At 71.5% G+C, this 14,207-nt stretch carries 15 protein-coding genes and 3 tRNA genes; 6 read left to right on the top strand and 12 right to left on the bottom strand.

What is annotated here, in order from left to right; translation table 11 throughout:
* Nucleotides 1-2 precede the first annotated feature (2 nt).
* From ACLQ3B_RS17500 to ACLQ3B_RS17515, 4 genes are all read right to left on the bottom strand, one after another.
* A tRNA-Glu gene (locus tag ACLQ3B_RS17500) sits at nucleotides 3-75 on the bottom strand.
* A gap of 152 nt (nucleotides 76-227) precedes the next feature.
* Nucleotides 228-300, bottom strand: a tRNA-Glu gene (locus ACLQ3B_RS17505).
* Nucleotides 301-435: 135 nt separating this feature from the next.
* Nucleotides 436-507: transfer RNA gene (locus ACLQ3B_RS17510), tRNA-Gln, on the bottom strand.
* A gap of 108 nt (nucleotides 508-615) precedes the next feature.
* Nucleotides 616-1,419 (bottom strand): fumarylacetoacetate hydrolase family protein, encoded by an 804-nt coding sequence (locus tag ACLQ3B_RS17515; RefSeq protein WP_282262034.1) that lies wholly within the window; start codon nucleotides 1,417-1,419, stop codon nucleotides 616-618.
* Between the two features lie 175 nt (nucleotides 1,420-1,594).
* Here ACLQ3B_RS17515 and ACLQ3B_RS17520 point away from each other — a divergent pair, with 175 nt between their 5' ends.
* Complete coding sequence (locus ACLQ3B_RS17520) at nucleotides 1,595-3,016, top strand: hypothetical protein (RefSeq protein WP_425781802.1); 1,422 nt, start codon at nucleotides 1,595-1,597, stop codon at nucleotides 3,014-3,016.
* A gap of 35 nt (nucleotides 3,017-3,051) precedes the next feature.
* Nucleotides 3,052-3,918, top strand: coding sequence for a 3-methyladenine DNA glycosylase (locus ACLQ3B_RS17525; protein ID WP_425781803.1), 867 nt, complete (start codon nucleotides 3,052-3,054; stop codon nucleotides 3,916-3,918).
* A gap of 3 nt (nucleotides 3,919-3,921) precedes the next feature.
* Here the strand turns inward: ACLQ3B_RS17525 and arfB are convergent, their stop codons facing one another.
* From arfB to ACLQ3B_RS17560, 7 genes are all read right to left on the bottom strand, one after another.
* On the bottom strand, nucleotides 3,922-4,347 hold the full coding sequence (gene arfB, locus ACLQ3B_RS17530) for an alternative ribosome rescue aminoacyl-tRNA hydrolase ArfB (RefSeq protein WP_425781804.1): 426 nt from the start codon (nucleotides 4,345-4,347) through the stop codon (nucleotides 3,922-3,924).
* A 34-nt stretch (nucleotides 4,348-4,381) separates the two neighbouring features.
* Nucleotides 4,382-4,678: a hypothetical protein gene (locus tag ACLQ3B_RS17535; protein WP_425781805.1), complete on the bottom strand. Its 297-nt coding sequence runs from the start codon at nucleotides 4,676-4,678 to the stop codon at nucleotides 4,382-4,384.
* Nucleotides 4,679-4,777: 99 nt separating this feature from the next.
* Nucleotides 4,778-5,632, bottom strand: coding sequence for a S1C family serine protease (locus tag ACLQ3B_RS17540; protein ID WP_425781806.1), 855 nt, complete (start codon nucleotides 5,630-5,632; stop codon nucleotides 4,778-4,780).
* A 38-nt stretch (nucleotides 5,633-5,670) separates the two neighbouring features.
* Entirely contained in the window at nucleotides 5,671-6,630 is a 960-nt protein-coding gene (locus tag ACLQ3B_RS17545) for a VWA domain-containing protein (protein ID WP_425781807.1), read from the bottom strand.
* The gene (locus ACLQ3B_RS17550) at nucleotides 6,627-7,652 is read right to left on the bottom strand and encodes a DUF58 domain-containing protein (RefSeq protein WP_425781808.1); all 1,026 of its coding nucleotides are present in this window, start codon (nucleotides 7,650-7,652) and stop codon (nucleotides 6,627-6,629) included. Before ACLQ3B_RS17550 ends, ACLQ3B_RS17545 begins: the two co-directional genes overlap by 4 nt.
* Nucleotides 7,649-8,698 (bottom strand): AAA family ATPase, encoded by a 1,050-nt coding sequence (locus tag ACLQ3B_RS17555; protein ID WP_357190710.1) that lies wholly within the window; start codon nucleotides 8,696-8,698, stop codon nucleotides 7,649-7,651. The genes ACLQ3B_RS17550 and ACLQ3B_RS17555 overlap by 4 nt, the downstream gene beginning before the upstream one ends.
* A gap of 346 nt (nucleotides 8,699-9,044) precedes the next feature.
* A complete protein-coding gene (locus tag ACLQ3B_RS17560; RefSeq protein WP_425781809.1) occupies nucleotides 9,045-9,554 on the bottom strand; it encodes a hypothetical protein in 510 nt (169 codons plus the stop codon).
* Between the two features lie 339 nt (nucleotides 9,555-9,893).
* On the opposite strand from ACLQ3B_RS17560, the gene ACLQ3B_RS17565 reads away from it, so the two are divergent.
* Nucleotides 9,894-10,877 carry an endonuclease/exonuclease/phosphatase family protein gene (locus ACLQ3B_RS17565; protein ID WP_425782136.1) on the top strand — a complete coding sequence of 328 codons (984 nt, stop codon included), beginning with the start codon at nucleotides 9,894-9,896 and terminating at the stop codon, nucleotides 10,875-10,877.
* 146 nt (nucleotides 10,878-11,023) lie between these two features.
* Here ACLQ3B_RS17565 and cimA read toward each other — a convergent pair whose 3' ends face one another.
* A complete protein-coding gene (gene cimA / locus ACLQ3B_RS17570; protein ID WP_425781810.1) occupies nucleotides 11,024-12,607 on the bottom strand; it encodes a citramalate synthase in 1,584 nt (527 codons plus the stop codon).
* A 317-nt stretch (nucleotides 12,608-12,924) separates the two neighbouring features.
* Between cimA and ACLQ3B_RS17575 the strand changes: the two genes are divergently transcribed.
* The 3 genes from ACLQ3B_RS17575 (at nucleotide 12,925) to ACLQ3B_RS17585 (ending at nucleotide 14,176) form a co-directional block, all read left to right on the top strand.
* Entirely contained in the window at nucleotides 12,925-13,101 is a 177-nt protein-coding gene (locus ACLQ3B_RS17575) for a hypothetical protein (protein WP_425781811.1), read from the top strand.
* 2 nt (nucleotides 13,102-13,103) lie between these two features.
* A complete protein-coding gene (locus ACLQ3B_RS17580; protein WP_425781812.1) occupies nucleotides 13,104-13,634 on the top strand; it encodes a carboxymuconolactone decarboxylase family protein in 531 nt (176 codons plus the stop codon).
* 83 nt (nucleotides 13,635-13,717) lie between these two features.
* Complete coding sequence (locus ACLQ3B_RS17585) at nucleotides 13,718-14,176, top strand: PRC-barrel domain containing protein (RefSeq protein WP_425781813.1); 459 nt, start codon at nucleotides 13,718-13,720, stop codon at nucleotides 14,174-14,176.
* The last annotated feature ends 31 nt before the right edge of the window (nucleotides 14,177-14,207 follow it).

Genomic DNA, 14,207 nt, shown 5'->3' on the forward strand with positions numbered 1-14,207 from the left:
TGTAGCCCCGACCGGATTCGAACCGGCGCTACCGCCTTGAGAGGGCGGCGTCCTGGGCCACTAGACGACGGGGCCAGAACTTTTCCGTTCACCACCCTCGCGGGCGGTACGAATGTAGTCTAGCGGCACCGTACCCGGGCACGAGCGCGGGGTGCGGGCTTGCCCGCAGGCCCGGCAGAGGACACAAAACAGCCCGCCTCACCAGGTGAGACGGGCTGTACACAATGTAGCCCCGACCGGATTCGAACCGGCGCTACCGCCTTGAGAGGGCGGCGTCCTGGGCCACTAGACGACGGGGCCAGAACTAGCTTTTGCTCCCCCACCTTAGCGGCGGAGGAGCTGCACTCTACCGAAGACCACTCTCCGCCCCCGGAGGGGCGGAGTCGAACTCCGTCAGAATCCAGCGTCTGGAAATTCTCGCGAACTCCAGCAGCGCTGGGGTACCAGGACTCGAACCTAGACTAACTGAACCAGAATCAGTCGGGCTGCCAATTACCCCATACCCCATTGGCCCCTTGCGGCGCCGGGAGTGAACTTTACCCTCCCGGTGCCGACAGGCCAAATCCGATCCCCCCGAACCACCCATGAGCTGCGGAAACAGGGGCATCAGACGGATCAGGCGACGGGAACCACCGGGTTGGTGAGCTCGCCGATGCCGTCGATCCGCACGGTGACCGTATCCCCCTCGACGAGCGGGCTAACCCCGGCCGGAGTGCCGGTGAGAACGACGTCGCCGGGCAGCAGGGTCATCACGTGCGAGATGTACGACACCAGGCCCGGCACGTCGAAGACCATGTCCTTCGTCCGGCCGAGTTGGCGTACCTCCATCTCCTCCGGGTTGCGACCCACCTCGCACCGGATCTCCAGGTCGGAGACGTCCAGCCCGGTGGTGATCCACGGGCCGATCGGGCAGAACGAGTCGAAGCCCTTGGCCCGGGTCCACTGCCCGTCCGAACGTTGGAGGTCCCGAGCGGTGACGTCGTTGGCGCAGGTGTAGCCGAAGATGGCACGCTCGGCGGCGGCCCGGTCGGCGCGACGGGCACCCGGCGCCCCGATCACGACCGCCAACTCGGCCTCGTGCTCGACCTGCTTGGAGAAGATCGGCAGGCGGATGGCGTCCCGGGGGCCGATCACCGAGGTGGACGGCTTGAGGAAGAGCAGCGGCTCCTTGGGCACGTCGTTGCCGAGCTCGGCGGCGTGGTCGGCGTAGTTACGACCGACGCAGACGACCTTGCTGGGCAGGATCGGCGAGAGTAGCCGAACGTCGGAAAGGGCCCACCGGGCCCCACTGAAGGAGAGTTTGCCGAACGGGTGGCCCTCGATCTCGGCGATGGTCAGGCCCTGCGGCCCGGCCTCCGGTTCGCCTTCGACGGCACCGAACGACATTCCCTTGGCATGGGCGAAACGAGCGATACGCACCCGGCCAATCTAGCCCCGCTGGCGCCCCAACCGGCCAGGACCGGCGCTTGGGTGTGCTCAACCCGTCAGCGCGCGGGCACCCTACCGGAGCTGGAGGTGACCGGGGCGGGCTTCCGGACTTCGTACCCGCACGGAGGCGGCTCGCCCCTAGCGTCGGCTCCGGAGGTTCGTTCGTATGCCTGCATCGACACGACACCACAGAGCCCTCGCAGTGTTCGTGCACTGCCTCGGCATCCTCGCCGCCGTGCCGGCCCTGCCGACCGCGGCTCCGGAGGCGACGGCCGCGCCACGGCCAGCAGCGGCCACGCCACGACCAACGACCGCCGCACCACCACCAGCAGCCGCCACACCGGCACCGATGGCCAGCCGGTCACCGGTGGCGATGGTCGCGCGGGTGACCGAGCCCACCCCGCCGTCGGCGCCACCGGCACTGGCGCCACCCACCCGGGCCCCGGCGTCGGCGCCCCCGCAACAGGTCACCGTGGCGGTCGCGACGGAGAGCAGCCCGGCACCGAGGTACCGGATCCAGGTGCGCAACGTCAGCAACTCGCCGCTGGAGACCACCGTGCGTCAGGAACTGCCGCCCGGCTCGTCGACGACAGCGATCAGCGGTGGTGGCCGGTCCACGCCGGCCGGCGGATCGACCACCGAGGTGACCTGGCGGTTGCGGCTGCCCGCGCACAGCACGACCACGCTGGGCACCGCGCTCGCCGCGACCGCGCCGGGCCGGCCGTTGACCGCGCCGACCTGTGCCTTCACCAGTGACGGCACTCGGCCGTACGACTGCGCCACGGCCACCTGGCAGGCGGCAGCCGCACCGGCGGCCGAGGTGACCGAGGCACCGCCGTGGCGCCGCTACCCGGTGCTGCTCGCCGGACTGGCGGTCCTGCTGCTGATCAGTGCCGCCCTGGTGTGGGTGTGGCGACGTCGGCGCGGGCGTCGGGTGACGGCCGCCGCGCTGTCCACCGGCGGCGGCGCCGGGGGTGACCGCGGGACGGTCTACCCGCGACCGGCAGCCCCGAGCCCGGTGCGCCGTCGGCGTACCCCGCCGGTCTGGATGTTGGTGGGTGCCGCCGTCGTGGTGCTGGCCGGCGTGGTCGGCACCGCGGGTTGGACGGCGACCCGGCAGGTCTCGGCGATCGACACGCAGAAGCAGCCCACCAGCGGCGCGTGGAGGGGCACCGGGGTCAACGGGTCGCTGGGCGTGCCGCTGCGCGAGTCGGCGTTCGAGTTCACCGTGTACCGGATGACCTGCGGCGCGCCCGGCACCGCCGGGAAGGCCGCCGGCGGTGGCGCCGCACCGGTCAACGGTCGACGCTGCGAGGCCACCGTGGGTGTGCGCAACGTCACCGGTGACCACCAGCCCTGGCACAGCGAGCTGCAGCGGGCGTACCTGCCCGGCGGGCGTTGGGTGAGCACCGACGAGTCGGCCACCCGGACGGCGAACCTGGGTCGGGACGTCTTCGCCGACCCGATGGCGGCGGGTACCCGGATGGTGCTCCCGCTGGTCTTCACCGTCGACGGGCGGGACCCGCCCCAGCAGTTGGAGCTGCGCAGCGGGGTGTTCTCCGCCGGCGTGCGGGTGCAGATGCCCTGACCGGTGTTTCGGGCGGCGGTCGTACCCTGGGGTGCGTGACCGCCGCCCTCGCCCCCGCCGTGCTCGACGTGGCGCAGTGGCAGGCCCGCCGGCGGGCCCACGAGGAGCGGGTGGACGTCTGGCTGACGCCACACCTGGCCCGGCGGCGACGCGGTGAGCGGCATCCGGTGGCCGACTTCCTGTTCACCTACTACTCGCACCGCCCGGCCCAGCTGCGTCGCTGGCATCCCGGGCCCGGGGTCGAGCTGCGCGACGCCGATCCGGCCGACTTCGGCCGCGACTACCGCGCCAGCACCGCCGGGGTCACCCTCGACACCGATGGGGTACGCGCGCGGCGCGCCGAGTCGATCGCCTGGATCCGTTCCCTGTTGACGGCGACGCGTGGACGGGCGCCGCACTTCGGCTGCTTCGGGATGCACGAGTGGGCGATGGTCTACCGGCAGACCCGGGAGGAGTTGCGGCACAACGCCTGGCCGCTACGGCTCAGCGCGGAGCGCACCGCCGGGGTCGTCGAGGAGCGGGGCGTGCGGTGCAGCCACTTCGACGCGTTCCGGTTCTTCACACCGCCGGCCCGCCCGTTGAACCTGCTCACCCCGACCCGGGAGACGCAGCACGCGCACGAGCAGCCGGGCTGCCTGCACGCCAACATGGATCTGTACAAGTGGGCGTACAAGCTGTCGCCGTTGGTCTCCTCGGAGCTGGTGGCCGACGCGTTCGACCTGGCCCGGGACATCCGCACGCTGGACATGCGAGCCAGCCCGTACGACCTGGCGGCACTCGGCTACCCGCCGGTGCGGGTGGAGACTCCGGACGGCCGGGCGGAGTACGCGGCGGCGCAGCGCGGGTTCGCCGACCGGGCCGCGGTGCTGCGCGACCGGCTGCTCGCCGCCGTCCCCGCCTAGGGCCTAGTCGTCGTCTGCGCGGCGGTCGCGTTTGCGCTGGGACTGGCGCTTCTTCTCGGCCAGCCGGCGTTCCTTGGCCCCGCGGGACGGGCGGGTCGCTCGGCGGGTCGGAGGTGGTGGCGCGGCGGCCTCCCGCAGCAGGGCGGTCATCCGTGCCCGGGCCGCCTCCCGGTTGGCCAACTGGGCCCGGTGCTCGCTGGCGGCGATCGTCAGCACCCCGTCGACGAGGCGGTTGGCCAGTCGAGCCAACGCCCGCGACCGCAGCCACTCGGGCACGGCCGGCGAATTGGCCAGGTCGTAGCTCAGCTCGACGCGGGAGTCCGCGGTGTTCACACCCTGCCCGCCCGGCCCCGACGAACGGGAGAAACGCTCCCGCAGCTCTCCGGCGGGGACGACCCACCGGTCGGTCACCCGCAGTCCGTCGTCCACGCCCCGAGGCTAACCCGCGACGACCCGCCTCGGGCTATCGGTGCGGAGGCTCACTCTGGGTCGGTGACTGGCTGGGCGCCGGCCCGGCGGTCTCCTCGTCGGAGCCGACCGCCGCGTACGCCACCGCGCCGAAGAGCAGCAACCCGATCACCGCGGCCTTCACGGTGACCCCACGGATCAGCGACCAGGCGCCTCGGCGGGCGCCTGGCACCGACTTCTTGACGGTCTGGTAATCGTTCCACCCGCGTCGTGCCCGGGCGTACGCCGACCCCACTGCACATCCGATGACCAGGCCCACCAGCAGGAGGACCGTAAGAAGAGGACGCTCCACCTCCGCCAGTATCCATACCGAGCGTAATATTTCCATGGCCCGATGCCGTCTGGCCGGATATCTGACAGTGGCAGCCCTCCACGAGGGCGTTCAGGCAGCTCAGCCGCCCTTGCCGATGATCGTGTCGGCGGTCTGCTGCACCTGGTCGATCGGTATGGCAAAGCCGATGCCGATCGATCCGCTCCCGTCGATCGTGGCGATGGCGGTGTTCACCCCGACCACCTCCCCGCGCGCGTTGACGAGTGGTCCACCGGAGTTGCCGGGGTTGATGGACGCGTCGGTCTGCACCGCGCTGTGCCGGTTGTTGCCGAGCCGCACCTCGCGGTCCAGCGCGCTGACGATGCCGGCGGTGACCGTCCCCGCCAGACCGAGTGGCGAACCCACCGCGAGCACCGGCTCACCGACCCGGGTCGCGCCCGGCTTGGACAGGGGCAGCGGGGTGAGACCGGCCGACGCCGGCACCTTCAGCACCGCGAGGTCGCTGCGTGGCTCCCGTCCGACCACCTCGGCGGCGAACCGGCGGCCGTCGGGCAGTTCCACGGTCACCGGCCCGCCACCGCCCTTGGCGAGGATGTGGTCGTTGGTGATCAGGTGCTGCTGGTCGTCCACGGCGAAGCCGGAGCCGGTCGCTGACCCACCGGTCGAACCGCCGGCCAGCACCGACACCACCCCGGGTACGGTCCGCTCGGCCGCGGTGACCAACTCGGCCGGCACCGGGGCGGCGGACGCCGCGGCCGGACCCCCGGCCCCGTCCCGGCCGGCCACCACGCCACCGGCGATGGCGCCGGAGACGGCGGAGAGCGCCACCACGGCCAGCGCGGCGAGCAGCCGTCGGGGCCGCCGCTCGCCCGGGTCGCGCTCGGGCGCGTCCCACCACCCGCGCCCGTCCGGGTCTAGTTCCGGCGAGATGAACCAGGGACCGCGCGGTTCGCCCAGTCCGGTCTGCACTGCCATCCGTACTCCTCACGGTCGACGTCGGTTGTGCGCGGCGGTCAGGGCAGCCGGGAGAACCAGCGCATCGAGCCGGCGGCGGCACCCATCGCGAACACCAGTCCGAGGCCGATGAACCGGGCCGAGACGTCCTGCCGCTCGGTGCGGTAGCCGACCGAGCTGCCGATGTCGTCGTAGACGGCGCGCAGCTCGTCGGTGGTGCTGGCCTCGTGGAACATGCCGCCGGTCTCCTCGGCGACCGCCTTGAGGGTCTGCCCGTCCACCGGCACCTGGATGGGCCGGCCACCTCGGTCGACGAACCCGGACGGTGTGCCGAACGAGATCGAGTGCACCGGCACCTCCGCCTTCACCGCTTCCGCCGCCGCCTCCATGGGGTCCATCCCGGAGGTGTTGGCGCCGTCGGAGAGCAGGATGATCCGGGCCGGTGGGGTTTCCTTCGCGGCTTCGCTGTCCAGGCTCTTGACCGCGCCGAGTGAGGTGTTGATGGCCTCACCAATCGCGGTGCCCTGCACGCCGGTGATCCCCTCGGCGAGCCGACCGATCCCCTCGTCGAGGGCGTCCCGGTCGGTGCCCGGGGGCACCAGCACTGCGGCGCTGCCGGCGAACGCGACGAGACCCACGTTGAACTCGTCGGGCAGGCCCTCGACGAAGCGCCGGGCAGCCTCCTTGGCCGCGGCCAGCCGGTCCGGTTCGACGTCGGTGGCGAGCATCGACGTGGAGACGTCCACCGCCACCATCACCGTGGCCCGTTCCCGGGGCACCCGGACCTCGGCGCTCGGGCGGGCGAAGCCGACCACGAGCAGCGCCAGCATGGCCAGGAAGAGCCCGGCCGGTACGTGTCGACGCCAGGCCGGCCGCTGCGGCGCCACCCGGTCCAGCAGCCGCAGGTTGGTGAAGCGCACCGCGTACCGGCTGCGTCGCCGCTGTAGCACCAGGTACGCGACGACAAGGGCGAGCACGCCGAGCAACAGCCAGAGTCGCAGCGGCGACTGCCAGATCACGAGGCACCTCCCCGGGGCTGGCCGGCCGGCGCGGCGGCCAGCCGACGCTGGGCGTGCACGTGCCGGACGATGTCCGCGCTCCAGTCCCCGTCGGTGCGCAGCGGCAGGTGGGTGGCCCCACTGCGGCGCAACGCCTGGTGGACCTGTTCGCGCTGGGCGGCGGCGGCCTCGGCGTACCGCTCGCGCAGCCCACGGTCCGATGTGCACACCTCGCGGTGCCGGCCGGTCTCCGGGTCGACGAGCGTGATCAGGCCGACGTCCGGTAGTTCCAGCTCACGCGGGTCGGTCACCTCGATCGCCAACACCTGGTGCCGGACGGCCAGCCGGCGCATGGTCCGCTCCCAGGGCGCTGCCTGGCGGGGATCGTCGGGCAGACCGTCGAGGAAGTCGGAGACCACCACGACCAGCCCACGCCGGTTGGCGATCCGGTGCAGCGCGTCGAGCCCGTCCGCCAGATCAGGCGGCCGGGCCGTCGGCCCGCGCCCCGGCCGGTGGTCCGGCGCGGTGGCACGCGGGGCCGCGAGCAGGGCGCGCAGCAGAGCAAGCAGATGGGTACGTCCGCTGCGAGCCGGGAAGCGGCGTACCCCGTCGGTGCGCAGCACCTGGGCGCCGAGGCGGTTGCCGACGCCCGCGGTCAGGAAACCGACAGCCGCTACGGCGGCCACCGCCAGTTCCCGTTTGTCCAGCTCGGCGGTGCCGAACTCCATGCTGGCGCTGCCGTCGACGAGCAACCAGGTGGTCAGTTCCCGGTCGGCGTCGACCTGCCGGACGTGCGGCACGCCGGTCCGGGCGGTCACCGCCCAGTCCATCCGCCGGACCTCGTCCTCGCCCGGCCGGTACTCGCGGCTGCCGGACGGTTCGCTGCCCGGGCCGGGCAGCAGGCCGCGGTACTGGCCGTGCAGCAGACCGTTCAGTCGGCGCGTGACGGTCAACTCCAGGCGGCGCAGGCGTTGGTCCGGGGCCAGCTCGGCCAGGCCGGGGTCGGCTGGAGTGCTGGCCGACGCGACGTTCGCGCGTCTCATGCCGCCGCCAGATCCGGTGTCTGCTGCGGGTGTCCGGTGGCCAGCCGGGGCGGCGGCACCGCCTCGACGAGCCGTCGCACCACACTCTCGGCCGACACCCCGTCGGCCACCGCGTCGAAGGAGAGCACCAGCCGGTGGGCGAGGACGTCGACGGCCAGCTCACGGATGTCCTCGGGCAGCACGTACTCCCGTCCCCGCAACAGGGCCTGTGCCCGGGCGGCCGCGACCAGGCCCAGGGTGGCCCGCGGGCTGGCCCCGTACGCCAACAGCGGTGCGATCTCCGGCAACCCGAACCGGCCCGGATCGCGGGTGGCGAGGATCAGCCGCACCACGTACTCGGCCAACGCGTGGTGCACGAAGACCCGCTCGGCGTGAATCTGGAGGTCCCGCAGCCGTTGCGCGTCGAGCACCCGGCGCGGGGTCGGCCGGTCGGTGCTCATCCGATAGAGGATGGCCAGCTCGTCGGCGTCGCTGGGGTAGTCGACCACCACCTTCATCAGGAACCGGTCACGCTGCGCCTCCGGGAGCTGGTAGACCCCCTCGGACTCGATCGGGTTCTGGGTGGCCAGCACCAGGAACGGCTCCGGGACCGGCCAGCTGCGCCCGCCGATCGAGACCTGCCGTTCGGCCATCGCCTCCAGCAGCGCCGACTGGACCTTGGCCGGAGCCCGGTTGATCTCGTCGGCCAGCACCAGGTTGGCCATGATCGGGCCCAACTCGATGTCGAAGGTCTCCTTGGACGCCCGGTAGATCCGGGTGCCGACGATGTCGGAGGGCACCAGGTCCGGGGTGAACTGGATCCGGGAGAAGGTGCCGCCGACCACTGTCGCGAGGGTCTGCGCGGCCAGTGTCTTGGCCACGCCGGGTACCCCCTCCAGGAGGCAGTGTCCGTTGGCGACCAGGGCGGTGAGCAGGCGTTCGACGAGGCGATCCTGCCCGACGATCACGCGTTTGACCTCGAAGAGGGTCTGTTCCAGCTCGATGCCGGTCGGCTCCGGATCGACCGGGCTGGGCATGCTGGCCAGGGTGTCCGAGATGTCCGTCACGGTGCTTGCTTCCCTGGCACACGCTCGGCAAACGTGGGATTGTGCGGCCCGGACCGGCCCGAAGTGACCGGAATGGGGATGAGCCGCGCGGAAGGGTGACGATCGGCGCGAGGTGCCGGGGAACGGCCGATCGACTCGGTTTTTCCGGAAATCGGGGTGTCCGCCTACCCGGGACACCGCGACTTCCCGGAAGTCGAGTTGATCAGGCCCGAGCGCGGCGGCGAGTCGCCCAATGCAGCCGGGCTGGACGGCGGGGCCAGGGCCGGACGGCAAGCCGAGCGGTGGGCGCGAGTGAGCAGCGCGCGGCCCCCGCGCACAGGAGCGCGGGGGCCGGGCGTCGATTCGGTCAGGGCGTGTGGGTGAGCAGGGTGAAGCCCCGGTCGGTCGGCACTCCCGCCGAGTTGCGGGTCTCGATGTAGACCGCGTTGGGCGTGCTCAGTCGCGGGGCTACCCCGATCTCACCAGCCGGCGGGATGCAGCAGGCGTCGTGTCGGGAGATGGTGGCCAGGAAGGCGCCCGCCGACACGTTGTAGCCGAACTGCACCTCGTACTGGCCGGGGCCGTACTTGATCACCGTGCCGGTGCCGCGCGCCTTGGTGCCGTTGGCGTTGACGACTGTGAACCAGGTGGCGGCGGCCATCGTGGTGACCCCGCCGGCCTTCAGCGCGGCCTTCGCCGAGCGTGCGGACTCGGCGGTGACCGGCGGCTGGCTGCTCGTGCCCCGGTCCACCGGCTTGGCGGCGGCCTGCGGCGCCTTCGCCGACGGCTGGGCGATAGCGATGCCCCCGCCCGCGAGACTGAGCGCCAGGACAGCGAACGTGACCGCTGCCACCTTACGTCGGAAGGATGTGCTCATGACAGGTCCCCCTTGTGTGACCGTGCGAATTCGGCCGACCCGCGGGGCGGGACGGATGACTGCCAACAAATAGGCAGACGACGACAGTTGGGTCGGGGAAAGTCGACTCACTCACACCCGAGAGATTGATTTCTCAGCAATCTACATCCCGCCTGAGCTGGGGTTACTACTCAGAGTTGCGTCGTTTAAGCCAGATGGAACGTAGCACCGGAAAAAGCCGCCAGTCAATAGTTGATCTCGCTTTTCCGGGTTGTCAATCAGCCGTCAGATAATTGTGAAATGTGAGTGCGTCACCATTCATGAAATGGCTCGCCCGGCCCGGCTACGATCATCACCGTGATCGTCGACGCACCACCCGCGCACCGAAACGTCCGGCTCGGCACGGTGCTCTGCTGGCTTGCCGTCGTACCCACCGCCCTGTGGGCGGCCGTCCGGCTACTCGGCCTGGACCGGGGGCCGTTGGTGCAGGCGCTCGCCTTCACGCCGTACGTCGCGGGCGTCAGCGTGCTGGTCCTGGCCCTCACGCTTGCCCTACGGCGCTGGTGGCCGGCGGCGCTCGCGGCCCTGGCGGCGGTGGCGTTGCTCGGCGCCGTCGCACCTCGGGCGCTGGCCGAGTCGCAGCCGACGGCGGCCGGGCCGACCGTGCGGCTGCTCACCGCCAACCTGCTCGCCGGTGGCGCCGACGCGCGGACGCTTGTGGAACTGGTCCGGCGACACGAGGTGGACGTGCTCGTCGTGCAAGAGTTCACACCGGACGCGCAGGCCGCTCTGGATCAACTCGGCCTCGCCCCACTGCTGCCGCACCGGCAGCTCAACCCGGAGGTGGGCACCACCGGCTCCGGGCTCTACTCGCGGTGGCCGATCAACGACGTCGGCGTCCGGCGCAACCTCGACGGTTGGGGCTTCACCCAGGCGTACGCGACGGTGTCCGTCCCCGGCGGGCCCCCGGTCCGCGTCGAGTCGGCCCACCCCTCGGCGCCGTACGCGCTGGACCAGGTGGGCGCCTGGCGTGCCGACCTGACCGCCCAACCACCGGCCACCCCGGATGGCGCCCTGCGGATCCTCGCCGGCGACTTCAACGCGACCCTCGACCACGGTCCGCTGCGGGCCCTGCTGCGCACCGGTTACGTCGACGCCGCCGACGCCGCCGGGCAGGGCTTGACCGGCACCTGGGGTCCGTACGACGGTGACCTCATCCCACCGGTCACCATCGACCACGTCCTGGTCGACCACCGCATAGCGGTCCGCTCGGTAAAGGTGCTGAACCTCCCCAACACCGACCACCGCCCCGTCCAAGCCACCCTCACCCTCCCCCTCCCCTAACCCCGCCCCCGCCCCCCGCTCCCCGCCCGCCGCCCCGGGTCGATCATGGAGTTGTGGTGGGCGCTTTGGGCACCGAAGCCCGGTACGTACACCACCACAACTCCATGATCGACGCGGACGGGGGGTGGACGGGGGTGGGGTGGGGGTTAGACGGGGGTGGGGGCTAGGCCGTAGGTGAGGGCGTCTACCAGGGCGTGCCAGCTGGCTTCTACGACGTTGGGGTGGACGCCTACCGTGGTCCAGTCCCGGCCGCTGCTGTCGGAGGTTTCCAGCAGGACCCGGGTGACCGCGCCGGTGCCGTGGCTGCCCTCCAGGATGCGCACCTTGTAGTCGGCCAGATCGAAGTCGCGCAGCTGCGGGTAGTGCCGCGCCAGCCCCACCCGCAGCGCCTCGTCGAGCGCGTTGACGGGGCCGTTGCCCTCGGCGGTGGCGATCACCCGCTCACCGCGAACCCGGATCTTGACGGTCGCCTCGGAGACCACCGCGCCGTCCTCGCGGTGCTCGACCATCACCCGGTACGACTCCAGGCTGAACGGTCGGGCCGGGCTGCCCTCCGGCAGCTCGGAGCGGACCAGCAACTCGAAGGAGGCGTCGGCCGCCTCGAAGGACCAGCCTCCCGCCTCCAGCTCCTTGACCCGCTTGGTGACCCGGGTCAGGGCGTCCGGGCTGCCGGCCAGGTCCAGGCCGAGCTCGCGACTCTTGAGCTCGACGCTGGCCCGACCGGCCATCTCGGTGACCAGGATCCGCATGTCGTTGCCCACCACCGACGGGTCCACGTGGTTGTAGAGCAACGGGTCGACCTTGATCGCGCTCGCGTGCAACCCCGCCTTGTGGGCGAAGGCAGCGGCCCCGGCGTACGCCTGGTGGGTGTCGGGGGCGATGTTGGCGATCTCGGCGATGGCGTGCGAGACCCGCACCATCTGCGCCAGGCAGCCCTCCGGTAGGACGGGCATGCCGAGCTTGAGTTGGAGGTTGGCGACGACGGCGAAGATGTCGGCGTTGCCTGGGCGTTCGCCGTACCCGTTGGCGGTGCCCTGCACGTGGCGGACTCCGGCCTCCACGGCGGCGATCGTGTTGGCCACCGCGCAGGCGGTGTCGTTCTGGGCGTGGATACCGAGCAGCTCGCCGTCGATCCCCAGCTTGTCGGTCAGGTCGAGGATCACGGCGGTCACCTGGGACGGCAGCATGCCGCCGTTGGTGTCGCAGAGCACCATCCGCTCGGCGCCGGCGGCGAGCGCGGTCTGCACCACCGCCGCGCTGTACGCGGGGTCGTGCCGGTAGCCGTCGAAGAAGTGTTCGCCGTCGACGAAGACCCGTCGGCCCTCGCGGACGAGGTGGCTGACGGTGTCGTGGATCATCGCGAGGTTCTCCGCGCCGGTGGTGCGCAACGCGCGCTCGACGTGCCGGGTGTGGGCCTTGGCGACCAGGGCCACCGCCGGGGTCTGCGCGTCCAGCAGGGCGCGTACCTGGGGGTCGTCCGCGACCGGAACACCGGCCTTGCGGGTGGCGCCGAACGCGACGAGTACGGCGTGCCGCAGGTCGAGCTCGGTGCGGGCGCGGCGGAAGAACTCGGTGTCCTTGGGTACCGCGCCCGGCCAGCCGCCCTCGATGAAGCCGACGCCGAACTCGTCGAGCAGCCGGGCCACGGCCAGCTTGTCGACCACCGAGTAGGTGAGCCCCTCGCGCTGGGCGCCGTCGCGCAACGTGGTGTCGAAGACCTGGAACGTCATCAGGATCCTTTCTCGGAGCAACAAAAAGACCTCCCGCGGATGCGGGAGGTCTGCGCGCTCGGCAGAGGGGAGGGCCGGCGCGCTAGGTCGCAATAATCAGGACGGTGCTGGTCACGCACGTCACTCTGCCACCCCTCCCCCGAATATGGGAGGAGCAATCCACATAGCGGGATGGTGACTGAGGGTTCGTTCACCCCGAACCGCTGCTCGTGATCGGCTTCACAAGCCCAGCAGGCCACTCACCGGCGGGAACGACCATGCGGAAGCATCGGGAACGGATCCGATGATGGCCACCGCGCCGTCTGCAAGGAGGACCTGTGCTCACCGTCAGTGACCGCTTACCTGAGCACGGACTCTTCGCCTGCGTATCGCTGGGCGCCACCAACGCGTCCAAGACGATCAGCCACACGTCCCACGAGGGCACGTGGCGTGTGGTCTTCGTCGGGCCGACGGACTTCGTGTCCATCAGCCCGACGGAGATCGCCGGGGTCTGACCATGGGTCTGAACGCGATCGAGGCGGCCCTGCCCGAGTACGCCGCGGACATCAGGCTCAACCTGGGCGCCACCATCGGCACCTCGGCGTTGACCCCGGCGCAGGCCTGGGGCACCGCCTTGGCCTGTGCGGTGACCGCCCGTAACCCGGTGGTGCTGCGGGAGATCGCGGCCGACGCGCTCGGGCACCTCGGGCCGGAGGGTGTCGAGGCGGCCAAGGGCGCCGCGGCGATCATGGCGATGAACAACATCTACTACCGGGCCAAGCACCTCATCGGCGACGAGCGGTACGCCGCGATGCCAGCCCGACTGCGCATGCGGATCATCGCGCGGCCGGGGGTGGACAAGGGCGACTTCGAGCTCTGGTGTTTCGCCGTGTCGGCCATCGCCGGCTGCGGGGTGTGCCTGGAGTTGCACGACAAGAAGCTGCGTGCCAGCGGTTTCACCCGGGAGCAGCTGCACGAGGCCCTGCGGATCTCCGCCGTGGTGCACGCCGCGGCGGTCACCCTGGACGCCGAGGCCGCGCTGGCCTGAGCCTCTCGCCGTTTCCGGTCCCCGACAGCCGGGTAGCTCCTGCGGAGACATGAGGTGATCGGTGACAGTCAGGAGTGAACGGCATGGACAGGATCGATCCGCACGCCACCCACGCCGGACCGGACCCGCTGCGCGGCGGCGACCAGGGCTCGGTGCCCGGCGGCGCGCCGGCCGGCTCGTTCGACCCCTGGCGCTACCGCGACCAGGCCGGCGTGGCCGACGCCGACCTGGTCGGCTACAAGGTCGAGGCCACCGACGGTGGAATCGGCAAGATCGACAGCGCCAGCCACGAGGTGGACGGCAGCTACCTGGTCGTGGACACCGGGCCATGGATCTTCGGTAAGAAGGTGATGCTGCCGGCCGGCACCGTCAACCAGGTCGACCACGACCAGCGCACCGTCTCCGTCGACCGGACCCGGGACCAGATCAAGGCCGCCCCGGAGTACGACGAGACCACCCACAGCGACCCGAGCTACCGGGATCAGCTGGGTGGCTACTACGACGAGACGTACGGAGCGCTCCCGCCCGGCACCGCACGCTGACCTTTCGACCCGACGGCCGGTGGGGGCACTG

The sequence above is a fragment of the Micromonospora sp. DT53 genome (assembly GCF_049841535.1).
In the GTDB taxonomy this organism is placed as follows: Bacteria; Actinomycetota; Actinomycetes; order Mycobacteriales; family Micromonosporaceae; genus Micromonospora.